Source organism: Streptomyces sp. NPDC034111 (assembly GCF_055575375.1).
Genome location: NZ_JBVIST010000003.1, coordinates 359,670 through 382,951, shown reverse-complemented (window position 1 = coordinate 382,951; position 23,282 = coordinate 359,670). Strand labels below are relative to the sequence as shown.

General features: G+C 72.5%; 16 protein-coding genes. 9 read left to right on the top strand and 7 right to left on the bottom strand.

What is annotated here, in order from left to right; all coding sequences use genetic code 11:
- Window positions 1-393: 393 nt before the first annotated feature.
- Both ACZ55A_RS11020 and ACZ55A_RS11015 read left to right on the top strand, forming a co-directional pair.
- Window positions 394-1,299 carry a DUF3027 domain-containing protein gene (locus ACZ55A_RS11020; RefSeq protein ID WP_468837394.1) on the top strand — a complete coding sequence of 302 codons (906 nt, stop codon included), beginning with the start codon at window positions 394-396 and terminating at the stop codon, window positions 1,297-1,299.
- A 241-nt stretch (window positions 1,300-1,540) separates the two neighbouring features.
- Window positions 1,541-4,831 (top strand): sacsin N-terminal ATP-binding-like domain-containing protein, encoded by a 3,291-nt coding sequence (locus tag ACZ55A_RS11015; protein ID WP_468837387.1) that lies wholly within the window; start codon window positions 1,541-1,543, stop codon window positions 4,829-4,831.
- A gap of 61 nt (window positions 4,832-4,892) precedes the next feature.
- Here ACZ55A_RS11015 and ACZ55A_RS11010 read toward each other — a convergent pair whose 3' ends face one another.
- Window positions 4,893-5,075: a hypothetical protein gene (locus ACZ55A_RS11010; protein ID WP_468837384.1), complete on the bottom strand. Its 183-nt coding sequence runs from the start codon at window positions 5,073-5,075 to the stop codon at window positions 4,893-4,895.
- Between the two features lie 406 nt (window positions 5,076-5,481).
- Here ACZ55A_RS11010 and ACZ55A_RS11005 point away from each other — a divergent pair, with 406 nt between their 5' ends.
- Window positions 5,482-6,129: a hypothetical protein gene (locus ACZ55A_RS11005; RefSeq protein WP_468837381.1), complete on the top strand. Its 648-nt coding sequence runs from the start codon at window positions 5,482-5,484 to the stop codon at window positions 6,127-6,129.
- A 182-nt stretch (window positions 6,130-6,311) separates the two neighbouring features.
- Here ACZ55A_RS11005 and ACZ55A_RS11000 read toward each other — a convergent pair whose 3' ends face one another.
- Complete coding sequence (locus ACZ55A_RS11000) at window positions 6,312-8,924, bottom strand: HAD-IC family P-type ATPase (protein WP_468837379.1); 2,613 nt, start codon at window positions 8,922-8,924, stop codon at window positions 6,312-6,314.
- A gap of 369 nt (window positions 8,925-9,293) precedes the next feature.
- Window positions 9,294-9,554 (bottom strand): DUF2530 domain-containing protein, encoded by a 261-nt coding sequence (locus ACZ55A_RS10995; protein WP_468837376.1) that lies wholly within the window; start codon window positions 9,552-9,554, stop codon window positions 9,294-9,296.
- A 261-nt stretch (window positions 9,555-9,815) separates the two neighbouring features.
- On the opposite strand from ACZ55A_RS10995, the gene ACZ55A_RS10990 reads away from it, so the two are divergent.
- Window positions 9,816-11,285: an NCS2 family permease gene (locus ACZ55A_RS10990; protein WP_468837373.1), complete on the top strand. Its 1,470-nt coding sequence runs from the start codon at window positions 9,816-9,818 to the stop codon at window positions 11,283-11,285.
- 308 nt (window positions 11,286-11,593) lie between these two features.
- Here ACZ55A_RS10990 and ACZ55A_RS10985 read toward each other — a convergent pair whose 3' ends face one another.
- Window positions 11,594-11,785, bottom strand: a complete 192-nt coding sequence (locus ACZ55A_RS10985; RefSeq protein WP_468837370.1) for a hypothetical protein — start codon at window positions 11,783-11,785, stop codon at window positions 11,594-11,596.
- Window positions 11,786-11,926: 141 nt separating this feature from the next.
- On the opposite strand from ACZ55A_RS10985, the gene ACZ55A_RS10980 reads away from it, so the two are divergent.
- The 3 genes from ACZ55A_RS10980 (at window position 11,927) to thpR (ending at window position 14,894) form a co-directional block, all read left to right on the top strand.
- Window positions 11,927-12,391, top strand: coding sequence for a MarR family winged helix-turn-helix transcriptional regulator (locus ACZ55A_RS10980; protein WP_468837367.1), 465 nt, complete (start codon window positions 11,927-11,929; stop codon window positions 12,389-12,391).
- A 175-nt stretch (window positions 12,392-12,566) separates the two neighbouring features.
- A complete protein-coding gene (locus tag ACZ55A_RS10975; protein ID WP_468837955.1) occupies window positions 12,567-14,156 on the top strand; it encodes an MFS transporter in 1,590 nt (529 codons plus the stop codon).
- Between the two features lie 168 nt (window positions 14,157-14,324).
- Window positions 14,325-14,894 carry an RNA 2',3'-cyclic phosphodiesterase gene (gene thpR, locus ACZ55A_RS10970; protein ID WP_468837365.1) on the top strand — a complete coding sequence of 190 codons (570 nt, stop codon included), beginning with the start codon at window positions 14,325-14,327 and terminating at the stop codon, window positions 14,892-14,894.
- 336 nt (window positions 14,895-15,230) lie between these two features.
- Here the strand turns inward: thpR and ACZ55A_RS10965 are convergent, their stop codons facing one another.
- From ACZ55A_RS10965 to ACZ55A_RS10955, 3 genes are all read right to left on the bottom strand, one after another.
- Window positions 15,231-16,229, bottom strand: a complete 999-nt coding sequence (locus tag ACZ55A_RS10965) for an aldo/keto reductase (RefSeq protein WP_468837362.1) — start codon at window positions 16,227-16,229, stop codon at window positions 15,231-15,233.
- Between the two features lie 161 nt (window positions 16,230-16,390).
- Window positions 16,391-19,360 (bottom strand): FAD-binding and (Fe-S)-binding domain-containing protein, encoded by a 2,970-nt coding sequence (locus ACZ55A_RS10960; RefSeq protein WP_468837359.1) that lies wholly within the window; start codon window positions 19,358-19,360, stop codon window positions 16,391-16,393.
- A 49-nt stretch (window positions 19,361-19,409) separates the two neighbouring features.
- A complete protein-coding gene (locus ACZ55A_RS10955) occupies window positions 19,410-20,885 on the bottom strand; it encodes an FAD-binding oxidoreductase (protein WP_468837356.1) in 1,476 nt (491 codons plus the stop codon).
- Window positions 20,886-20,939: 54 nt separating this feature from the next.
- Here ACZ55A_RS10955 and ACZ55A_RS10950 point away from each other — a divergent pair, with 54 nt between their 5' ends.
- A complete protein-coding gene (locus ACZ55A_RS10950) occupies window positions 20,940-21,932 on the top strand; it encodes a helix-turn-helix transcriptional regulator (protein WP_468837353.1) in 993 nt (330 codons plus the stop codon).
- A 95-nt stretch (window positions 21,933-22,027) separates the two neighbouring features.
- Window positions 22,028-23,146, top strand: a complete 1,119-nt coding sequence (gene serC, locus ACZ55A_RS10945; RefSeq protein ID WP_468837350.1) for a phosphoserine transaminase — start codon at window positions 22,028-22,030, stop codon at window positions 23,144-23,146.
- Window positions 23,147-23,282: the final 136 nt, after the last annotated feature.

The following is a 23,282-nucleotide window of genomic DNA, read 5'->3' as shown; positions in this document are numbered from 1 at the left end:
CGTGCGGCAGCAGCCACCCGGCCATAGTGCCCCAACTCGCCCAGCAGTGGGCACTTTCTCCGCCCGGCGGCGCGCAGCGCACCGCTCCGCGTTCCCCGCCGCCGCCAATTGCGGCTCCCGCCGAGGAGTCGTACACCGTTGAAGGGGTAGCGTGTGTAGCGCGCCACCGGCGGTCGGATTTGGCCGCGTGTCTCATTGCGATCCGCGATCCAGCAGAATGGGTCGTATGAGGTGCGCTCGACCGAACCGATCGGGCGCGGACGTCGACGCGGTCCCCTGGTCCGCTCCGCCCGCCCCCGGCCTCGCCGGTCGTCCGGACAGGACAAGGACAGCTGCGGCTGGCGCACTCGTGAGACGGCGTGGAAGAGAGAATCGATTCTTGTGAGTGCTGCGATGCGAAGCCGTACCCCGGACCGCCTGTGCGCCGAGGCGGTCGACCTTGCCCGGGCGGCGGCGGAGGAAGTGGCACTCCCCGGCATGGTGGGCGAGCACATCGCCGCCGTCGCCGACGGAGACCGCGTCGTCACCCATCTCTTCGCCGCCAACGACCCCGGCTACCGCGGCTGGCGCTGGGCCGTGACGGTCGCCAGGGCCTCCCGAGCCAAGATCGTCACGCTCGCCGAGACGGTGCTGCTGCCCGGCCCCGACGCACTGCTCGCACCGGAGTGGGTGCCCTGGAGCGAACGGCTGCGCCCCGGCGACATGGGCCCCGGCGATCTGCTGCCCACCGAGGCCGACGATCTGCGCCTGGAACCCGGCTTCACCGGTGAGGACATCCCGCCGCCGAACTCCGCCGTCGCCGAGGGCATGGCCGCCGAGGTCGCCGACACCGAGGAGGCCGACGTCCTCCCCGGCTCGCCCGCGATCCAGCCCGTCCCCGAGCGGGGCGGTATCGCGGCCGTCGCCGAGGAACTGGGCATGCGCCGCGCCCGGGTGCTCTCCCGCTACGGCCTGCACGCCGCCGCGGACCGCTGGGAGGAGGCCTACGGAGCCAAGACCCCGATGGCCCAGGCCGCCCCCGCAACCTGCATGACCTGCGGCTTCCTCACCCCGCTGACCGGCTCCCTGCGCCAGGCCTTCGGCGTCTGCGCCAACGAGTTCTCCCCCGCCGACGGCCGGGTCGTCTCCCTCGCCTACGGCTGCGGCGCGCACTCCGAGGCCGCCGTCATGCCGAAGCCGCCACGTCCCGCCCCGCCCGTCGTGGACGAGACCGTGGTCGAACCGCTCTCGCTCCGCCCCGAACGGGACGGCGGCTCGGTGGAGGACACCGGCCCGGCGGAGGAACTGGGCCACAGCTGAGACCGTCCGCCCCCACGCATCACACAGACCCAGAAGCTCGGCCGCATCGCGCTACGGCCGAGCTTCCGGTCTTTTGAAATCCCCCACCGGGGTGGGGTCCCGTTCGCGTACGGGAGGGGGCGGGGCCGGAGCCCACACACCCACCCGCCGAAGGCGGAAACAACAGCAACCCCCACGGCGGGTCAGCCGACAACGTGGGGCGATAACGTCAGGGCATCGACACACGAGGGAGACAACACACGTGACCGCAACGTCGTGGGTGCGAGGCGCCGCCGGGGACCCGTTCGGGACGGCTCGGCTGCGGCGCGGTGTGCTGGACGCCTGGGCCGCCTCACCGGCCCGGTTCCGCGAGGACGCCAACGCGGAGGAGGACCTCGCCCTCGGCGGCTACCGCGACCGCCTCGCCGTCGAACTGGCACAGAACGCGGCCGACGCGGCCGCCCGCGCCGGCGTCCCCGGCCGCCTGCGGCTCACCCTCCACCCGGCCGACGGCAGCGCGCCCGCCGTACTCGTCGCGTCCAACACCGGCGCTCCCCTGGACGCCACCGGCGTCGAATCCCTCTCCACGCTCCGCGCCTCCGCCAAGCGGGAGCCGAGCGTGGCGGCCGGCGCGGTGGGCCGGTTCGGCGTGGGCTTCGCCGCCGTGCTGTCCGTGAGCGACGAGCCCGCCCTGGTGGGACGCACCGGCGGGGTGCGGTGGTCGCTCGCCGAGGCCCGGGCGATGACCGAGGAAGTCGCGGCGCACAGCCCCGGCCTGGGCGGCGAGTTGCGCCGCCGCGACGGCCACGTACCACTGCTCCGGCTGCCGCTGCCCGCCGAGGGCACCGCACCCGACGGCTACGACACCGCGGTCGTCCTGCCGCTGCGCGACATCGCCGCGCAGGACCTCGCCGAGCGGCTGCTCGACGGGATCGACGCGGCGCTGCTGCTGACGCTGCCCGGCCTGTCCGAGGTGATCGTCGAGACCCCCGAAGGCGTACGGGAGTTGCGGCGGCTGCCGCAGGGCCCGTACGTCCGGATCGAGGACAGCGAGCGGGGCGCCACCCGCTGGCGGGTGGCGACCGACGGCGGACCGCTGGACCCTGCGCTGCTCGCCGACCGGCCCGTGGAGGAACGCCTGCGGCCGGCCTGGACGGTGACCTGGGCGGTGCCGGTGGACGCCGAGGGCGCGCCCATGCAGCCCGCAACCGCGCCGGTGGTGCACGCCCCGACGCCGACCGACGAACCCCTGGGACTGCCTGCCCTGCTGATCGCCTCGTTCCCGCTGGAGCCGACCCGGCGCCATGTCGCCCCGGGCCCGCTCGCGGACTTCCTGGTGGGCCGGGCGGCCGCCGCCTACGCGGCGCTGCTGGACGCCTGGGAACCGGTGTCGGTCGGCACCCTCGACCTGGTGCCCGGCCCGCTGGGCAAGGGCGGCCTCGACAGCGAGCTGCGCCGCCAGGTGCTGGAGCTGCTGCCGAGGGTCCGGTTCCTGCCGAGCGCCGGCACTCCCGGCGGCCAACGGCCCGAGCCCGAGGGCCTACCGGCCGGTGAGTGGGACGAGGCCGCCGGCACCGCCGAGCGCTACATCCTGCGGCCCGTCGACGCCGAACTGGTCGAGGGCGCGGGCGCCGCGGCGGTCGGGGTGCTGGCCGAACTCTTCCCCAGCCTGCTGCCGGCCGGCCTCGAACGCCGCCCGGAGCTGCGGGCGTTGGGCGTGGCCCGGGTGCCGCTGGGGGAGATGATCGACCGGCTGGCCGGCGTCGAACGCTCACCCGGCTGGTGGTGGCGGCTCTACGACGCACTGGCCGGCACCGACCCCGACCGGCTCAGCGGACTGCCGGTGCCGCTCGCGGGCACCGCAGGACAGGGGCCCGGCGGCACCAACGGCACCGCACGGACCACGATCGGACCACGACAGGTACTGCTGCCGCTGCCCGCCGGCGGCCCGGGCGGCGACGCCGAGGCCGCGGCCCGGCACCGTACCCTCGCCCGGCTCGGCCTGAAGGTGGCCCACCCCGACGCGGTGCACCCCCTGCTGGAAAAACTCGGCGCCACCCCCGCCGCACCCCGCGCCGTCCTGACAACCCCCCAGGTCCGGGCGGCCGTTGAGAACTCCCTCGACGCCGACGAGGACGCCTACGACCTCTTCGCGGACGATTTCGACGGCGGCGGCCCCGGAACACCCCTGGGCGCCGAGGAACTGGCCGACACCGTCCTCGGGCTCGTCCGGGACGCCAACCTCTCACCGGGCGACGAACCCTGGCTCGGCGCGCTCGCCCTGCCCGACGAGGACGGCGAACTCGCCCCGGCGGGCGAGCTGGTCTACCCCGGCAGCCCCTTCGACCGGGTCATCCGCGAGGGCGAACTCGCCTCCTGCGACGCCGAGTTGGCCGAACGCTGGGGCGAACAGCCGCTGACCGCCGTGGGCGTCCTGGCCGGCTTCGCACTCGTACGCGCCACCGACGTCGTCCTCGACCCGGACGAAATGGAGCCACGGGACAGCGACTTCGCCGAACCGGACGACGTCGGACTGCTCGACGCGGTCGACGTCTGGTGCGAGGACATCCTCGACGCACTGCCGGAGACCCCGCTCCCGCCCGTCGTCACCGAGCTGGTGGCCGTCCGCGACCTCGACCTCGTCGACGACGACGCCTGGCCCCAGGTCCTGGCGATGCTCTCCCAGCCCCCGCTGCGCGACGCGCTCACCGCCCCCGTCCGCGTCCTCCTCCCCGACGGCACCACCGAATCCGTCCGCCCCTACACCGCCTGGTGGCTGCGCGGACACCCGGTACTCGACGGCCGCCGCCCCGCCGGCCTCCGCGCCGCCGGCGGCGACCCGCTGCTGGCCGGACTGTACGAGTCCGCGGACGCCGGCGAGGTCGACGCCCAGGTCCTGCGCGCCCTCGGCGTACGCACCTCCGTCACCGCCCTCCTCGACGAGCCCGGCGGCGCCGCGGAACTGCTGACCCGCCTCGCCGACCCGCACCTGCCCATCGGAACCGCCCAACTCCACGCCCTCTACGGCCTGCTGTCCCGCCTCGACCCCGACCAGGTGACCCTGCCCGACGAACTGCGCACAGTCCTCGACCGCGAACTGCGGGTGGTGGACGCCGCCGACGCCGTGGTCGCCGACGCCCCCGACCTGATGCCGCTCGCCACCCGCCTCCCCCTCCTGCCGGTACGCCCGGAGCGCGCCGCCGACCTGGCCGAACTGCTCCAGGTCCGCCGGCTGAGCGAGGCCGTCAACGCCGAGATCCGCTCCGAGGGCGTACGCCATGACGTCCCGGACGCGGTACGCATCCTCCTCGGCCCCGCCACCCCCGAGTCCTACCTCGAACACGAGGAACTCCTCGTCGGCGACGGCCCCGACGACACCGCCGAACTCGACTGGCGCTGGACCGACGGCACCCTGCACGCCGCCACCCTCGAAGGCGTCGCCGCCGGCCTGGCCTGGGCCACCGCCCAATGGCCCCGCCGCTTCGAGGTCGCCGCCCTCCTGGAGGACCCGGAACGCGGCGAGGAACTGGCGCGGGCCCGCTGGTTCGACTGACCGGAACGGACCGGGAACGGCCCCCGTCGCACCGCGACGGGGGCCGGCCTCCCGGCGCGGCTCAGTCCGAGGAGAACTTCCTGACCAGGGACCACACCAACACCACGGCGCCGACGCCCAGAATCAGCCACTCCCACCAGTCGATGCCGCCCCCGTAGGAGCCGCCGCCGGAGTGGTAGTGGTGGTGGTAGTGGTGACGGCCGGCCAGTACCGCGTGGGCGAGGTCCCCCGAAATCAGCTTCATGGGGCGGAGGGTAGGGGGAAGCGCTGGGCGCCGCCATCACCGGGCGGTTTCCGTGACCGGCCCGTTAGGGCGGTCCGGCCCCGTAAGGGTGGTGAAGACCGCGCACGCTCCGCCGAAAGGGTGGCTGCGGGCCCTTTCCCTTGCTGGCCGCATCACCCGGATGAGTTACTTCCGGTGTCCGACCAGGTGGGCTGCCCATCCCTCCGTCAGGGAGTGAAGTGCGGTAGCCGGCAGGCCCCGAGGGGCCTCGGTCCACGGCGCCTTGTCGCGTTGCCGCGTTGTCGCGCCTTGCCGGAGGAGGGCATCAGCTGCTGAGTCCGTCCGGAGGCCGCGGCGGCTGCGGGTAGCTCAGAACTACGTCCGAGGAGGCGTTGTGCGAGCCATCCGTACTCTCCGAGGGGCGACCGTGGCCAGTGCTCTGGCGCTGTGCGCGGCCACCGCCCTGCCCGCACAGGCGGCGGATCCGACGGCCGTCACATGCAGCGAGACCGCACTGGTCAACGCGGTCAACGGGGCCAACGCCGCAGGCGGCGGCGTGCTGACCCTGGCGCCGTTCTGCACCTACACCCTGACCAGCGCGCACAGTGGGGGCGGCGCCGGCGGACCGGCCGGACTTCCGAACATCACCACTCCGATCTCCATGACCGGGCTGGCCACCGAGATCGTCCGGGCGCCGGGAGCCGCCCCGTTCCGGATCTTCGAGGTCGACGGCCCCTCGCAGAACCCGGTCGCTCACGGCCAGCTCACCCTCAACACGGTCACCGTCAGCCGCGGTGACGCGGGCTTCGGCGTGGGCGGCGGTATCGCCAACCTCGGCGGCGTCGTCACCCTGACCGGCAGTTCCGTCCGCAACAGCGCGGCCTCCTACGGCGGCGGGATCTACAGCGACAACTCGCTGGTGCTCAACACCAGCAACGTCCAGAACAACACCGCCACCGTCACCGGCGGCGGAATCTACAAGAACGCCGGCACCGTCTGGCTGTTCGGGAGCTCCATCACCAACAACACACCGAACAACTGCGCCGCCACCCTGCCGCTGCTTCCTGACTGCTGACTCGGGTGCTGAGTCGGGTGCCTCGCCGCTGCTCTCTCTGAGCAGCGGCCTCCCCGGGCCCGGCGCCTCCCCGTGGCACCCCATCCCCCCGTACACCCGGGTGCCGGGGAGTGCGCCGGGCCGCATTGCAGGCGGGCTCAGGCCGGGAACCCCCGCCCGGCTCAGGCCGGGAACCGCCAGGCTCAGGCCGGGAACCGCCAGGCCACCCAACGCCAGTTGACCTCCAGCAGCACCGCCGTCACCGCCGCGATCGCCACCGCCGCCCACGGCATCGTCGTCCCGACCAGCCGCAGATCGAAGAAGTCCTGTAGCCAGGGCGTGGCCAGGACGACCAGGAAGGCCAGGCCCATCGTCAGGACCAGGGCGATCCGCCACCACGTGTACGGGCGGGCGATGATCACCAGGACCCAGAGCGCGGCGAGGAAGAGGGTCAGGGTCGCGGCGCTGGTCTCGGCGGGCAGCGCGTCCGGCCCCGTGTAGTAGTGGCGGGCCAGCAGATAGGTACCGAACGCGGCCAGCCCGATGATCAGGCCCGACGGGATCGCGTAGCGCATCACCCGGCGGACGAAGTGCGGGCGGGCGCGCTCCTTGTTGGGCGCCAGGGCGAGGAAGAACGCCGGGACGCCGATGGTCAGGGTGGACAGCAGGGTGAGATGCCGGGGGAGGTACGGGTAAGGGATCTGCCAGCAGGCCACCAGGATGGCCAGGAGGACGGAGTAGACCGTCTTGGTCAGGAAGAGGGTGGCGACGCGGGTGATGTTGCCGATGACCCGGCGACCCTCCGCGACCACCGAAGGCAGCGTGGCGAAGCTGTTGTTGAGCAGCACGATCTGGGCGACGGCACGGGTGGCCTCGGAGCCGGAGCCCATGGCCACCCCGATGTCGGCATCCTTCAGGGCCAGCACGTCATTGACGCCGTCACCGGTCATCGCGACGGTGTGCCCGCGGGACTGGAGAGCGGCGACCATCTCCCGCTTCTGCTGAGGGGTGACCCGTCCGAAGACCGCACCCTCGTCGAGGCGGGCGGCCATCGCGTCCGTAGCGCCCGGCAGCCGACGGGCATCCACCGGGGCATCGGCGCCCGGCAGCCCGAGCTTGCCGGCCACCGCGCCGACCGATACCGCATTGTCGCCGGAGATGACCTTCGCGGCGACGCCCTGGTCGGCGAAGTAGCGCAAGGTGTCGGGGGCTTCGGGCCGCAGCCGCTGCTCCAGGACGACCAGCGCCGCGGGGCGGACGTCCCGCGCGACCTCGGGGTCGTCCAACTCCCGCCCGGTACGGGCCAGGAGGAGGACGCGCAGACCCCGGGCGTTGAGATCGTCGATCTCGGCGAGGCGGTGGTCACCGGGCGGCAGCAGAACGTCCGGGGCGCCGAGGAGCCAGGTCGTCCGTGCGCCGTCGGGGCCCTCGACGGCCGCGCCGCTGTATTTGCGGGCGGAGGAGAACGGCAGGGAACGGGTGCAGCGCCAGCCCGCGTCGGCGGGATAGGCGTCGATGACGGCCTGGAGGGAGGCGTTGGGGCGGGGATCGGAAGCGCCGAGGGCACCGAGAACCTGCTCGATATACACCCCCGGGTCACCGCTCCGCCGCGCGTCGCCTCGGCTCGCCTGCGGGTCTGCGCCTGTCTCCGAGCTTCTGCTTGTCGGCGAGTCTGCGCCCGTCTCCGGGTCACCGTTCCGCCGCGCGTCGCCTGCGCCCGTCTCCGAGCCTTCGCCCGTGTGCGAGCTTCGGCCCGTCTCCGAGGTTCCGCCCGTCTCCGAACCTCCGGATGCGGAGCCGAGCGGCCTCAGCCCGCTGACGTCCATACCGCCCTCGGTCAGCGTGCCCGTCTTGTCCAGGCAGACCACATCGACCCGCGCCAGGCCCTCGATGGCGGGGAGCTCTTGAACGAGGCACTGTTTCCGGCCGAGCCGGATCACCCCGATCGCGAAGGCGACCGAGGTGAGCAGGACCAGCCCCTCCGGGATCATCGGCACGATCCCGGCGACCATCCGGCGGATTGCGGCGTCGCCGGGCAGCCCCAAGGTGAGCAGATGGCTGAGGATCAGGCCGATCGCGGTCGGAACCATCATCCAGGTCACGTACTTGAGGATCTGGCTGATGCCGGTGCGCAGTTCGGAGTGGACCAGGGTGAAGCGGCTGGCCTCCTCGGCGAGCTGGACGGCGTACGCCTCACGGCCGACCTTGGTGGCGGTGAAGGCGCCACCGCCCGCGACGACGAAGCTGCCGGACAGCACCGCCTCACCGGGCTTCTTGACGACCGGATCGGCCTCACCGGTCAGCAGCGATTCATCGATCTCCAGACTGTCGGTCTCCAGCACCTCGCCGTCGACGATGACCTTGTCGCCGGGGCCGAGCTCGATGACGTCGTCGAGAACGACCTCGGAGGTGGCGAGCGGGGCCGCGACACCGTCGCGCCGGACGGTCGGCCTCGCCTCCCCGACGACCGCCAGCTTGTCCAGGGTCTTCTTGGCACGCAGCTCCTGGACGATGCCGATGCCGGTGTTGGCGACGATCACAAACCCGAACAGGCCGTCCTGGATGGGCCCGACGATCAGGATGATCACGAACAGCACGCCGATGATCGCGTTGAAGCGGGTGAAGACATTGCCGCGGATGATCGCGGCCGCGGATCGCGAGGAGCGGACCGGGACGTCGTTGACCTCGCCCCGGGCGACCCGCTGCGCGACCTCGGCGGCGGTCAGGCCGGGACTGACCGGTTCCCGGCCGGCCCGCCCGGCCGACCCGCCGCCCGCCCCGGGGCCCTCCACCCCGGACCGCGTCCGCTCCGTCATGCCCTCGACGTTACGGGCGGACGGCGCACTTCACCCGCTGGATCGGGCGGGGTCCGCGGGCGGGGGAGCGGCCGCCGTGGGACCGGTCGCCGGGGTCGGGGGCTGCCGTCAGGGACGAGAGCTGCCGTCGGGGCAGGGGCCACCGGGTCAGGAGCTGCTGTGGGGGCGGGCTCCGCCGGATCAGGAGCCGTCGGTCAGCAGCCGCCGGAAAGCCAAACCCACCGGGGCCAGGACCACCGGGGCCAGGACCACCGGGGCCAGGACCCACCGGGGCCAGGACCCACCACCATCAGGACTCACCGGAGCCAGGACCCACCACGGTCAGGGGCCGCCGGGGTCAGGATCCGTCGGGTTCCGGGCCCGCTGGGCTCAGGACCCGTCGGCCGCCGCCGCGGCACGCTTGATCGCGGCATCCCGCTTGCGGACGTACCAGATACCCAACAGCCCCAGGCCGCCGCCGGCCAGGCAGGTCCACACCCACCAGGAGTGGCCGCGGTCGGCGAACCAGCCGTAGAAGGGGAGCTGGCCGAGGAAGAGCACGAACCAGATGATGGTGCCGCCGGTGATCGTGCCGACGACCGGGCCCTCCAGGGGCGCCGGCGCCTCGCGCAGTTCGGACTTCTTCCACATAGGGCTCAGCTTACGGGGGCCGGGCACGGGGCCGAACGGGGGACACATCGGACGGGCAGATGCGCCCAGAGGCCCCCTGCCGCAAGGGTCTACGCGCGGAGATAGCGATCAGTGCATTGTTTATTCATACTGAACCTTTCTAGATCTGACCGGATTGGATCGTTGATTCCTCCAATCCGATCCGGTGAGTGAAGCTCTGTACGTGTTCCGGGCCCTCGGGCCCCCGCGCCTGCCCCAGGCCCGTCCGACTGAGGTCCCCGCATGTCCCCCTCGGCCACCACGCCGGTCGACGCCCTTGAGAACCCGGCACCGAAGCCGCCGAAGAACGGTTTCGACCGCTTCTTCAAGATCTCCGAGCGGGGGTCGACGGTAAGCCGCGAACTCCGCGGCGGTCTGGCGACGTTCTTCGCGATGGCGTACATCATCGTGCTGAACCCGATCATCCTCGGCTCCGGAGTCGACAAGTTCGGTCATCACCTCGACAACGGCCAGCTGGTCACCGCCACCGCGCTGATGGCCGGACTGAGCACGGTCCTGATGGGCGTGATGGGCAACGTCCCGATCGCCATCGCGGCCGGCCTCGGCATCAACGCCGTGGTCTCCCTCCAGCTCGCCCCCAAGATGAGCTGGCCGGACGCCATGGGCATGGTCGTCCTAGCCGGCCTGGTGCTGATGATCCTGGTCGCCTCGGGCCTCAGGCAGCGCGTGATGGACGCGATCCCCAACGGCCTGCGCCGCGCGATCGCCATCGGCATCGGCATGTTCATCTCGCTGATCGGCCTGGTCGACGCGGGCTTCGTCACCCGTAACCCGGACGCCGCCCACACCACCGTGCCGCTGGGCCTGGGCCAGGGCGGTCAGCTCAAGGGCTGGCCGGTGCTGGTCTTCGTCGTCGGTCTGGCGCTGATGTTCGTGCTGATCGTGCGCAAGACCAAGGGCGCGATCCTGATCGGCATGGTCACCATGGCCGTCGTCGCGATCATCATCAACGCCGTCACCAACACGCCGGACGCCGCCTGGGGCCTGGCGGTCCCCAATGTCCCCGAAAAGATCATCGGCGCCCCGGACTTCGGCCTGATCGGCCACATCAGCCTCTTCGGCGGCTTCAAGGAAGTCGGCGTACTCACCGGCTGCCTCTTCGTCTTCACTGTGCTGCTCTCCGGCTTCTTCGACGCGATGGGCACCATCATCGGCGTCGGCGAGGAGGCCGGGCTGACCGACGAGAACGGCAACCTGCCGGGCATGGGCCGGATCCTGATGGCCGACGGCATCGCGGTCGCGGGCGGCGGCTTCGGCTCCGCCTCCGCCAACACCTGCTTCGTGGAGTCCACGGCCGGCGTCGGCGAGGGAGCCCGGACCGGCCTGGCGAACCTGATGACCGGCGGGCTGTTCCTGCTCGCGCTGATCTTCACGCCGCTGGCGACCGTCGTCCCGTCGCAGGCCGCCACGCCCGCGCTCGTCGTCGTCGGCTTCCTGATCATGGCCGCCAACGTCACGCAGATCGACTGGAGCGACTTCACCGTCGGCATCCCCGCGTTCCTGACGATCAGCTCGATGCCCTTCACCTACAGCATCACCAACGGCATCGGCATCGGCGTACTGGCCTTCATCCTGCTGCGCACCGCCACCGGGCGCTTCAAGCAGATCCCCTGGCTGCTGAACGCCGTCGGCCTCTGCTTCCTCGTCTACTTCCTGCTGCACCCGATCGAGCAGGCACTGGGCGTGAAGTAGCGGGGTGGGGGAGGTAGCCGGCGTGAGGTAGCGGGGTGGCGGGGAGGGTGTCGCGACCTGCTGCGGGGGGCGGCGGGCGTTGGCTCCTTCCCCGGCGGTCGGCTACGGCTGGCGCCGCTTCCGCCCTGTCTCCGCCCTGTCTCCTCCCTTCCCCCTCCCTCCTGTTTTCTCCTCGGTAGCCGTGTGACATGGCGGGTGCTATCTCCTCCCTGTCCTCCTCCTGCCCGCCGCCTCTTCCTCTTCCATTTACGGCAACGAACACGGAGAGTAATTAGTTTCCGGCGGAGGGTGGCGGAGAGTGAAGAGTTTCAGGTGGCCGTGTCCCAGACGCTGAGGCGTTCCGTTTCGTTGACCGACGACTGGAAGCGCTCGTCGAAGTCCTCGCGGATGAGCGTCCGGACCACATAGTCCTGGACGCTCATTCCGCGTTTTGCGGCGTGCTGCTGAATGCGCTCCAGCAGGGCTCCGTCCACGCGCAGGCTGAGCACTCGCGATCCCATACGGACACGATCCCGCCCTTTCGTGCTCAGGCGTGTCGCTTTCGGCCGCGTCCTCACTCATATGGGTGATTCCTGCCGGGTGTCGCTATCGGGCGCCCCTCCGGCTTTCCTTAGAGAGGGTAATGAGTTATGCTAAAGACCATGCCGGAACTGTCCCGCCCCCAGCCTGACGGCCGGGAGGGCACCCCAGACGACGCGGCCGCGGTGAACGCGCTGCGGTCCGCCGTGATGCGCCTGTCCCGACGACTCAAGCACCAGCGGGTGGACGAGTCGCTGAGCCCCACCGAGATGTCGGTGCTCGGCACCCTGGCCCGGTGCGGCCATGCCACGCCCGGTGAGCTGGCCCGCAAGGAGCATGTGCAGCCGCCGTCGATGACCCGCATCGTGGCCATGCTGGAGGCCAAGGGGCTGGTCCGGCTCGAACCGCACCCGGACGACCGCCGCCAGAAGGTCGTCACGCAGACCGAACAGGCCGAGGCGATGCTCGAAGAGAGCCGCCGCAAGCGCAACGCCTGGCTCTCCGAGCTGGCCTCCGGGCTGGACGCGGACGAGTGGGCAAAGCTACGGGCCGCCGCGCCCGTACTGGAGAAGCTGGCCCAGCTATAGACAAACCCCAGGTCAAGGAGGCGAACCCACTTTGAGTACGGGATCCGGAGCACACTCCGCCCCCGCACCGAACTTCCACCACGACACGGTTTCCGAGGACACGGTTCTCGACAGCACGGTTTCCGGCAACACGGATTCCGACGGTACGGATTCCGACGGCACGCTTTCCGGCGGTATGGCCTCGACCGTCATCGGGAACGCGGCCGGGAACGCGGCTGGGAATGCGGCCGCTACTGCTACCGCACGGGGCGCCGCCCCTGGGGGCACCCGAGGCGCCGCCGCCCCTGATACCGCCACCGCGGCTACTGCCACCGCCGGTACGACCGCCGGCCCAGATGCCGGTTCCACCGCCGCGACCGGCGCCGCCACTGCTACGACCGGGCCCGCCGCCACCACCACCGGCCCCGCCGCCGGTACCACCGGCCGCGCCGCCGGTACCACCACGAGCCCCGCCGCCCCGCCGCGCAAGGGCACGTTCAGTTCGCTCCGTATACGTAACTACCGGCTCTTCGCCACTGGTCAGATGGTGTCCAACACCGGTACCTGGATGCAGCGCATTGCCCAGGACTGGCTGGTGCTCAGCCTTACCGGTTCGTCTGCCGCGGTCGGGATCACCACCGCGTTGCAGTTCCTGCCGATGCTGCTCTTCGGGCTGTACGGCGGCGTGATCGCCGATCGCTTCGCCAAGCGCAGGCTGCTGTTGCTGACCCAGTCCGCGATGGGGCTGACCGGGCTGGCTCTGGCCGTGCTCACGCTCAGCGGGCAGGTGCAGGTCTGGCATGTCTATCTCGTTGCCTTCCTCCTCGGGCTGGCCACGGTCGTCGACAATCCGGCGCGGCAGGCGTTTGTCTCCGAGATGGTCGGCCAGGACGATCTGCGCAACGCCGTCAGCCTCAACTCGGCCAATTTCCAGTCCGCGCGGCTGATCGGCCCCGCCGTCGCCGGTGTTCTGATCACGGCCTTCGGCAGCGGCTGGGCCTTCCTGTTCAACGGCCTCTCGTTCATCGCGCCGGTCACCGGGCTGCTGATGATGCGGACCGCCGAGCTCCACAAGGCCGACCGGGTGCCGCGCAGCAAGGGGCAGCTGCGTGAGGGCCTGCGTTATGTCTCCGGGCGTCCCGAGCTTGTCTGGCCCATCGTTCTGGTCGGGTTCATCGGCACATTCGGCTTCAATTTCCCGATCTGGCTGACCGCGTTCGTCTACCACGTGTTCCATCAGGGCGCCGGTACGTATGCCCTGTTCAACGGGCTGATGGCGGCCGGTTCCCTGATCGGTGCGCTGCTTGCGGCCCGGCGCGGCAGTTCCCGGCTGCGGCTGCTGGTCGGCGCGGCGATGGTCTTCGGAATCTTGGAGATCACGGCGGCCCTCGCCCCGTCGTTCTGGGTCTTCGCGGCTCTCCTCGCCCCGATCGGCATGGTCGGTCTGACGATCAATGTCACCGCCAACTCCAGCGTGCAGATGGCCACCGATCCGGTGATGCGGGGACGGGTGATGAGCCTGTTCATGATGGTGTTCATGGGTGGTACGCCGCTCGGAGCCCCGCTCGTCGGCTGGGTGACCGATGCCTTCGGGGCCCGGGTCGGCTTTATGGCGGGCGGTGTGGTCTCGCTGGCGGCCGCGGCCTTCGTCGGCCTGGTCCTGGCCCGGGTGGGCGGCCTCCGTCTGAAGATCGATCTGCGTCGTGGGCATCAGCATGTCGCTTTTGTGCCGCGGGGTACGGATTCGGCGCCGCGGGGGGAGAAGGAGCTGGCCCCGGTGGCATAGGGCGGGCCGGCCGGTTGGTCGTCGGTTCCGTGGCAAGGCCAGACCGAGGGCCCCGGCGGAGGGCCAGGCGGAAGGCCCGGCGGAGAGCCCGGCGAAGGGCCAGGCGGAGAGCCCGGCGGAAGGCCCGGTGGAATTGACGGCCGCGGCCGGGGGACGTACGCCTGACTCATGAGACTGTTCGCCGCTGTGCTGCCGCCCGCCCGTGCGCTCGAAGAACTGGCCGCCGAGGTGGCGCAGTTGAAGCGGCTCCCGGCCGCGGACCGGCTGCGCTGGACCGGCCGGGACGGCTGGCACTTCACCGTGGCCTTCTACGGCGAGGTGTCCGACGAGCTCCTGCCCGGTCTCCAGGAGCGCCTGGCCCGCGCGGCCCACCGGCGTGACCCCTATGAGCTGCGGATCGCCGGCGGTGGCCGGTTCTCCGACCGGGTGGTGTGGGCGGGGGCCGACGGCGACCGCCCCGCGATGGGCAAGCTCGCCGGTTCGGCGGCAGCGGCGGGCCGGCGTGCGGGTGTCTTCATGACGGACGAGCACCGCCCGTACACCCCGCACCTCACCCTCGCCAGAAACCGCGTCCACGGCCTGAATCTGGCCCCGTACGCGAGCGCCCTCAAGGAGTTCGCCGGCTCCCCCTGGACCGTCGGGGCGCTCTCACTGATGCACAGCCGGCCACCGGCCCCCGGGGTGGCGGGCGCCCAGCCGCACTACGAGGAGATCGCCTCCTGGCCGCTGGGGCAGTGACGGGCGCCCGCCCGTCCCCGCACGGCCCGCCCGTCCCGTCCCCTCCCGGCCCGGTGAAATGTTCGGGTCCGCCCCCGTTACGCTCAGAGGGTGGATCCCAAAACCCGTAACCGGATCATGTCCGGCCTCTTCGCCGTGCTGCTCGTCGTCGTGATCGTGGCGGCAGCCGTGCGCTGAGGCCCGCCCGGCTCACCGTCGCCGTCCACGCACCGGCCCCCGCACCGGCGACCGTCCGCGCACCGCCCGGCTCACCGTCGCCGTCCACGCACCGGCCGCCTCACCGGCGACCGTCCGCGCACCGCCCGCCTCACCCTCACCGCCCGCGCACCGGCCCCCTCACCAGGCGAAGGCCTCGGGTGACGGGCCGGGACCGGGGAAGATCTCGTCGAGCGATACCAGCAGCTCGTCCGGCAGCTTCAGCTCGACGGCGCGGAGCGCCGAGGCGAGCTGGTCGGCGGTACGGGGGCCGACGACCGGGCCGGTGACTCCGGGCCGGGTGAGCAGCCAGGCGAGTGCGACCTCGCCCGGCTCCAGGCCGTACTTGGCGACCAGGTCCTCGTAGGACTGGATCTGGGCGCGGATGGTGGAATTGGCGAGGGAGTCGGCCGACCGCCCGGAGACCGTGCGGGCCGCGCCGCCCTCGCGTTCCTTGCGGAGGGCGCCGCCGAGCAGTCCGCCGTGCAGCGGCGACCAGGGGAGGACGCCCAGGCCGTAGCCGCGGGCGGCCGGGATGACCTCCATCTCGGCGCGGCGTTCGGCGAGGTTGTACAGGCACTGCTCGCTGACCAGGCCGTACGAGCCGCGGCGGGCGGCGGTCTCGTTGGCCCGGGCGATGTGCCAGCCGGCGTGGTTGGACGACCCGGCGTAGAGGATCTTGCCCTGCTGGACGAGGACGTCGATCGCCTGCCAGATCTCCTCCCAGGGCGTGTCCCGGTCGACGTGGTGGAACTGGTAGAGGTCGATGTGGTCGGTGCCCAGCCGCCTGAGGCTGGCGTCGACCGCGCGCCGGATGTTGAGCGCGGAGAGTTTGTCGTGGTTGGGCCAGACCCCGTCGGCGTCCGGTGCCATGTTGGCGTAGACCTTGGTGGCCAGCACGGTCTTGTCCCGTCGGCCACCGCCCTTGGCGAACCACGACCCGACGATCTCCTCGGTGCGGCCCTTGTTGGCGCCCCAGCCGTAGACGTTGGCGGTGTCGAAGAAGTTGATCCCGGCGCTGAGCGCCGCGTCCATGATGGTGTGGCTGTCGGCCTCGTCGGTCTGAGGCCCGAAGTTCATCGTCCCGAGGACGAGTCGGCTGACCTTGAGTCCGGTGCGTCCGAGCTGCGTGTACTTCATGGTTCCTCAGCCAACGCCTTGAAGTGCGCTCCAAGCAAGGACCGGGGTGGGTGACCTGCGGGGCGGCGGCCACGGTGGGCCGTACCGGCCCCGCTCGTCCTCCCCTTCCGATCCTCCTCCCCTTCCGGTCCTCCTGCCCTTCCTCTTACCCTGCCCTCCTCTTACCCTGCCTCCTCCTCTCCTTCGTCCTCCTCCTCTTCTTCGCCTTCCGTCTTGCCGGCCGCCGCTTCCTCCTCCGCGTCCAGCCCTTCCGCCAGTACCTCCGCCAGGTGCCGGCCCCGCCGGTCGGAGAGGTGGGCCAGCTGGGTGCGGCAGGAGAAGCCGTCCGCGAGGATTTCGGTGGTGGGGGAGCACGCCCTTACGGCGGGGAGGAGCTGGTCCTCGGCGCAGGCGACCGAGACGTCGTAGTGGCCGCGTTCGAAGCCGAAGTTGCCGGCCAGGCCGCAGCAGCCGCCGCTCAACCGGCCGGTCAGGCCGGCGCGTTCGCGGAGGCGGCGGTCGGCGGCGTCGCCGAGGACGGCGTGCTGGTGGCAGTGGGTCTGGCCGGCGACCGGGCGGTCGATGCGCGGGGGCTGCCAGTCGGGGGCCAGTTCCTCCAGGGCTTCGGCGAAGGTGCGTACGGAGGCGGCCAGCCGGGCGGACCGGGGGTCGTCGGGGAGGAGTTCGGGGAGGTCGGTGCGGAGGGCGGCGGCGCAGCTCGGTTCCAGGACGACCAGGGGGCGGCCGCGGCGCAGGAGCGGGGTCAGTACGTCGACGGTGCGGCGCATCACCGCGCGGGCCTGGTCGAGCTGGCCGGTGGAGACATAGGTCAGGCCGCAGCACAGGGGGCGGTGGCGGCGCGGCAGGGGGAGGGCGCCGGCCGGGCGTGGTGGGGCGGCGGGCGGGAGGAGGGGGCGGAGTCCGGCGGCTTCGAGGACGCGTACGGCGGAGCGGCCGACCTCCGGGGCGAGGTGGTTGGTGAAGGTGTCGGGCCAGAGGAGGACCGTACGGCCGGGGCCGGTGGTGGGGGCGGTGGCGCGGCGGTGCCGCCACCAGTGGGTGAAGGTTTCGGTGGCCAGGGTGGGGAGGGGCCGCTCGGGGGCGATACCGGCGAGGCGTTTGGCGACGGCGGCCAGGGGCGTACGGGCGAGGGCGTTGAGGGCGGGGGCGGTGGGGGCGGCGGCGTGCAGCCACTGGGGGAGGCGGCCCATGGAGTAGTGGGAGGCGGGGCGCAGCCGGCCCTCGTAGTGGTGGTGGAGGAACTCCGCCTTGTAGGTGGCCATGTCCACCCCGACGGGGCAGTCGCTGCGGCAGCCCTTGCAGGAGAGGCAGAGGTCGAGGGCGTCGTGGACCTCCGGTGAGCGCCAGCCGTCGGTGATGACCTCGCCGGCCAGCATCTCGTGCAGCAGGCGGGCCCGGCCGCGGGTGGAGTGCTGCTCCTCGCCGGTGGCGCGGTAGGAGGGGCACATGACGTCGGCGGAGCCCGGTGGGAGAGCGGCGTTGCGGCATTTGGCGACGCCTACGCAGCGGCGTACGGCGGCGGTGAAGTCGCCGTCGTCGTGCGGGTAGCCGAAGGCGACGGGGACCGGGCGCTTGGGCAGTGGCGCGAAGCGGAGGTTCTCGTCGAGCCGGGCCGGGCGGACGAGCATGCCGGGGTTGAGTCCGGCGGACGGGTCCCAGAGGTCCTTGAATCGTTCGAACAGCCCGACCAGTTCGGGGCCGTACATCTTCGGCAGGAGTTCGGCGCGGGCCTGTCCGTCGCCGTGTTCGCCGGAGAGCGAGCCGCCGTGGGAGACCACCAATTCGGCCAGGTCGTAGGAGAAGCGGCGGAAGCGGCGGATGCCGGTGTCGGTGAGCAGGTCGAAGTCGATCCGGATGTGGATGCAGCCGTCGCCGAAGTGGCCGTAGGGGGTGCCGCGCAGGCCGTGGTGGGCGAGCAGGGAGCGGAAGTCCCGTAGGTAGGGGCCCAGTTGGGCGGGGGGTACGGCGCAGTCCTCCCAGCCGGGCCAGGCCTCCGAGCCGTCCGGCATGCGGGTCGCGGTGCCGGAGGCGTCCTCGCGGATCCGCCACAGTGCCCGCTGGCCGGCCGGGTCGGTGACGACGGCGTGGCCGGTGGTGCCGTCCGCGGCGGCGGCCCGGCACAGTGCCTCGGCGCGGGCGGTCGCCTCGGCGGGGCTTGCGCCGCCCATCTCCACGAACAGCCAGGCGCCGCCTTTGGGCAGTCCGGCCGCGCCGCCCACCAGGTCGGCGGCCATCCCCTCGACGGTCATCGGCTGGTGGGGGAGGAGGGTGTGCGCGGCTTCGGCGGCGGCGCTCTCGTCGGGGTAGGCGAGGACGGCGAGTACCCGGGCTGCCGGGGTCTTTACGAGCCGTACGGTGGCCTCGGTCAGCACGCCGAGGGTGCCCTCGCTGCCGGTCAGGGCGCGGGCGAGGTCGGTGCCGCGTTCCGGCAGCAGTGCGTCGAGTGCGTAGCCGGAGATGCGGCGGGGCAGGTCGGGGTAGCCGGTGCGCAGCACCGCCAACTCCCGGTCGATCAGGGTCTTGACGCCGTCCCGCAGGTGCGGGGGCAGTCCGGTGGGGGCGCCGGTGGGGTCGCTGCCGCGCCCGGCGCGTACCTGCTCGCCGCCGTAGGTCAGCACCTCCAGGGCGCGGACGTTGTCGGCGGTGGTGCCCCAGGCCACCGAGTGCGAGCCGCAGGAGTTGTTGCCGATCATGCCGCCGAGGGTGCAGCGGCTGTGGGTGGAGGGGTCCGGGCCGAAGGTGAGCCCGTGGCGGCCGGCCGCCGTCCGCAGGTCGTCGAGGATGACGCCCGGCTGGACGACGGCGGTGCGGGCGTCCGGGTCCAGTGACACGATCCGCCGCAGGTGCCGGGTGAAGTCCAGGACCACTCCGGCGCCGGTCGCCTGCCCGGCGATGCTGGTCCCTGCGCCGCGCGGCACCACCGGTACGCCGTGCTCGCGGCACACCCGCAGCGCCGCCGCGACGTCCTCGGCGTCCCGGGGGGCGACCACCGCCTCGGGCACCCGCCGGTAATTGGACGCGTCCATGGTCATCAGTGCCCGGTCGGCCGCGGTGAACGAAACCTCCCCTCGTACCGCGGCCGCCAACTCCTTCGCCAGATCCCGCTGCTCCGTCTCCCTGCGTTCAGCCATGTCTCCAGCCTGCCCACTGGGACGGGGTGATGGCTCCCCGGCGGGACTGTCAGGGGGAGAGCGTGGTGGCGGCGGCCGGTGCGCGGCCGTCCACGGCGGCCGCCGCCGGGTGGAAGCGGAAGAGGTTCTCCGGGTCGTGGGCGGCCTTGAGGTCCGTCAGCCGGCGGTGTTCCCCGGCGTCGTGCACGCTGCGCGCCACCTCGGCCGCGTCGGGCCGCTCCCCGTGGCCGCCGAAGAGGAAGTTCACGCTCCGGCCGAGCCGCCAGGGCTCGACGGCGGCGAGCGCTTCGGCGTGCAGCGTCCGTACGGTCGCCAGGTCCGTGCCGTCCAGCGGGGAGAGCAGTCGCAGGGCGTAGCGGGCGTTGCGGTGTCCGACCGTGCCGCGGCCGTGGGCCAGCGCGCCCCCGAGGTGGTTGAGCTGGACCACGCACATCACCGGCGCGGCCGGCCCGGTCAGTGCGGCCACCCGGCGCAGTGCCGCCGCGTCCACCCCGCTGAGCAGCGCGTTGTCGCCGTCGTAGGCGTGCGGGTCGCTGGGGTCCTGGTGGATGGTGTGGGACTCGGTGTACGGCATCTCGCGCAGGTCGTCGCGCACCCGCGGCCCGACCGCGCGCAGCGGCGCCACGAGCCGTTCGCCGTCCTGCGGGCTCCCGGTGTAGGCGATGCGGATCTGCGCGAGGTAGCGGCCGCGCAGCGGCACCGGCAGCTGCGGCAGGTCGGGGTAGGCGATCAGCGCGAGCGACGAGGTCAGCTCGTCCGGGACGGTCGCGGTCCAGCGCAGATACGCCGCCAGCGCCTCGTCGATCTGCGCGCCGCCGAACACCAGCTGCCCGCCGTAGAGGCGGTCCACCGGCATCAGGGCGAACTCCATCGCGGTCACCACCCCGAGGCCGTGGCCGCCGCCGAGCAGCGCCCCGAACAGCTCGGGGTCGCGCTCCGCGGTCAGGTGCAGCTGCCGGGCGTGGGCGGTGACCAGGTCGACGGACCGTACGTGGTCCGCGGCGAAGCCGTACGTCCTGGCCAGTACGCCCACGCCGCCGCCGAGGGTGTACGAGATGACGCCGACGCCCGGGGAGGAGCCGTTGAGCGGTGCGAGGCCGTGCGGGGCGGCGGCCTCGATGACCTGGCCCCAGACCACGCCCGCTTCGACCCGTGCGGTGCCGGCTGCCGGGTCCACCCGTACCCCGGCCATCCGCCGGGTGCTGATCAGCAGCCCGCCGTCGGTGGCCGCGGACAGTCCGTGCCCGGTGGCCTGGACGGCGACCGGGAGCCCCTGGTCGCGGGCGAAGCGCACCGCGGCGACCACATCGTCGGCGGAGCGGGCCCCGACGATGACGGCCGGCCGGTGCCGGCGGGCCAGCTGGAACCCGGACCGCTCGGCGTCGTAGCCGTCGTCGCCGGGGAGCAGGACGGGGCCCTGCACCTGGCGTACGAGAGCGGCCACGGCGGCGGGGTCGAGGACGGAAGCGGGGCGGGTGGGGCGGGTGGGGCGGGCGGACGGCTGCGCGAGGTCGTTGATCTCCATGCCCGGCACTCTGGCGCCATAAGTTGACATCCGCCGTCATATATAAATCGGGCTGTGAAGTCGGACCGTCTGCTCTCGATCCTGCTGCTCCTCCAGACCCGCGGCCGGGTGCCGGCCGGTGAGCTCGCCGCGCGGCTGGAGGTCTCCACCCGTACCGTCCACCGCGATGTTGCCTCGCTCTCCGCGGCCGGCGTCCCGGTGTACGCCGAGCGCGGCCGGCACGGCGGGATCGCGCTGCTGCCCGGCTTCCGTACGGATGTCACCGGGCTGACCACCGACGAGGCGCGCGCCCTGTTCGTCCTGGCCGCACAGGGCGCGCACACCGCCCTCGGCCTGGACGACGCGCTCGGCTCGGCGCTGCGCAAGGTGATGGCCGCGCTGCCCGCCCCGCACCGGCCGGCCGCGGAGCTGACCGGCCGCCGCATCCTGGTCGACCCCGACCGCTGGCTCAGCGGCCCCCGCCCCGCCGTCGACCTGTCCGAACTGCACCAGGCCGTCTTCACCGACCTGCGGCTGCGGATCCGCTACCGCCACAGCGGCGAGACCCGGCTGCGCAGCTACACCGTCGATCCGTACGGGCTGGTGGCCAAGGCCGGCACCTGGTACCTCGTCGCCGACCGGCGCGGCAGGCCGCAGCTGTTCCGGGCCGACCGGGTGGCGCGCGCGACGCTGACCGACGCCCCGGTGCGGCGCTGCCCGGGCGTGGAGCTCTCCGAGGTGTGGCAGCAGCTGCGGCGCGAGGTGGAGGAGCGGCCCGCGGACGTACGGGTGACCGCCCGGATCCGCCGCGACCGGCTCGATCTGGCGGTACGGATCCTGGGCGGGGCGCTGACCGGGCCACCTCGTACGGGGGACACCGAAGAGGGCGCGGACCACGAGGACCCCGGGTGGGCGGTCATCGAGCTGGCCTACCCCGTCGTCAACGCCGTCCGCCAGCTGCTCCAGTTCGGTGATTCCCTGGAGGTGCTCGGCCCGCCCGAGGCCCGCCGGGTGCTGGCCGAGGCCGCGGCCGCCACCGCCGCCGTCTACGCAGAAGACACCCCCTAGGGCTTCCCGCCGCACCGTCCACCCTGCGATCCACCGGCATCTCACCCGCTGGACGCGCCGTCGGGCCGCGGACGGCGACGGATTAGGCTTCCCCCGTGGCTGATATCCAGATTCCCGCTGACATCAAGCCCGCCGACGGACGCTTCGGCGCGGGCCCCTCCAAGGTGCGTACGGAGGCGCTCGACGCGCTCGCCGCCACCGGTAGCTCCCTGCTCGGTACGTCCCACCGCCAGCCCCCGGTCAAGAACCTGGTCGGCAAGGTGCGCGACGGCGTACGCGAGCTCTTCCAGCTCCCCGAGGGCTACGAGGTCATCCTCGGCAACGGCGGTTCCACCGCGTTCTGGGACATCGCGACGCACGGCCTGATCGACGCCAAGTCCCAGCACCTCACCTTCGGTGAGTTCTCCTCGAAGTTCGCCAAGGCCGCCAAGCTGGCGCCGTGGCTGGCGGAGCCCACCGTCATCTCCGCCGACCCGGGCAGCCACCCGGAGCCGCAGGCCGAGGAGGGCGTGGACGTCTACGCCTTCACCCACAACGAGACCTCGACCGGTGTCGCCGCGCCCCTCAAGCGCGTCGCGGGCGCCGACGCCGGCTCGCTCGTCCTGGTCGACGCCACCTCCGGCGCCGGCGGCCTGCCCGTCGACATCGCCGAGACCGATGTCTACTACTTCGCCCCGCAGAAGTCCTTCGCCTCCGACGGCGGACTGTGGCTCGGCGTCTTCTCCCCGGCCGCGATCGAGCGCGCCGAGCGGATCCACGCGTCCGGCCGCCACATCCCGGAGTTCTTCTCGCTCCCCACGGCGATCGACAACTCCCGCAAGAACCAGACGTACAACACCCCGGCGCTGTCCACCCTCTTCCTGCTCAACGAGCAGCTGGAGTGGATCAACGGCCAGGGCGGCCTGGACTGGGCGGTCCGCCGCACCGCCACCTCCGCGCGCACCCTCTACGGCTGGGCCGAGGACTCCAAGTACGCCACCCCGTTCGTCACCGACCCGGCCAAGCGCTCGCAGGTCATCGGCACGATCGACTTCAACGACGACATCGACGCGGCCGCCGTCGCCAAGGCGCTGCGCGCCAACGGCATCGTCGACACCGAGCCGTACCGCAAGCTCGGCCGCAACCAGCTGCGGATCGCGATGTTCCCGGCGATCGAGCCGTCGGACGTCGAGGCCCTGACGGCCTGCATCGACCATGTGATCGGCCGGCTGTAGCAGCCGGTTCGGCACGCGTTCCCCCAGGCCCCGGCGGGCGTCCGCCGGGGCCTGGGGCGTCCGTTGCCCCCGCTCCTGACGAGGATCACCCGGACGGACGCCGGGAGGGTCCCCCGAACGGACGCACCGGAGCATG

Excerpts from the sequence above, each read along its gene's own strand:
- ACZ55A_RS11020 (WP_468837394.1), top strand. The coding sequence starts at position 394 with ATGCGAAGCCGTACCCCGGACCGCCTGTGCGCCGAGGCGGTCGACCTT.
- ACZ55A_RS11010 (WP_468837384.1), bottom strand. The coding sequence starts at position 5,075 with ATGAAGCTGATTTCGGGGGACCTCGCCCACGCGGTACTGGCCGGCCGT.
- ACZ55A_RS11000 (WP_468837379.1), bottom strand. The coding sequence starts at position 8,924 with ATGACGGAGCGGACGCGGTCCGGGGTGGAGGGCCCCGGGGCGGGCGGC.
- ACZ55A_RS10995 (WP_468837376.1), bottom strand. The coding sequence starts at position 9,554 with ATGTGGAAGAAGTCCGAACTGCGCGAGGCGCCGGCGCCCCTGGAGGGC.
- ACZ55A_RS10990 (WP_468837373.1), top strand. The coding sequence starts at position 9,816 with ATGTCCCCCTCGGCCACCACGCCGGTCGACGCCCTTGAGAACCCGGCA.
- ACZ55A_RS10985 (WP_468837370.1), bottom strand. The coding sequence starts at position 11,785 with ATGGGATCGCGAGTGCTCAGCCTGCGCGTGGACGGAGCCCTGCTGGAG.
- ACZ55A_RS10980 (WP_468837367.1), top strand. The coding sequence starts at position 11,927 with ATGCCGGAACTGTCCCGCCCCCAGCCTGACGGCCGGGAGGGCACCCCA.
- ACZ55A_RS10975 (WP_468837955.1), top strand. The coding sequence starts at position 12,567 with ATGGCCTCGACCGTCATCGGGAACGCGGCCGGGAACGCGGCTGGGAAT.
- thpR (WP_468837365.1), top strand. The coding sequence starts at position 14,325 with ATGAGACTGTTCGCCGCTGTGCTGCCGCCCGCCCGTGCGCTCGAAGAA.
- ACZ55A_RS10965 (WP_468837362.1), bottom strand. The coding sequence starts at position 16,229 with ATGAAGTACACGCAGCTCGGACGCACCGGACTCAAGGTCAGCCGACTC.
- ACZ55A_RS10960 (WP_468837359.1), bottom strand. The coding sequence starts at position 19,360 with ATGGCTGAACGCAGGGAGACGGAGCAGCGGGATCTGGCGAAGGAGTTG.
- ACZ55A_RS10955 (WP_468837356.1), bottom strand. The coding sequence starts at position 20,885 with ATGGAGATCAACGACCTCGCGCAGCCGTCCGCCCGCCCCACCCGCCCC.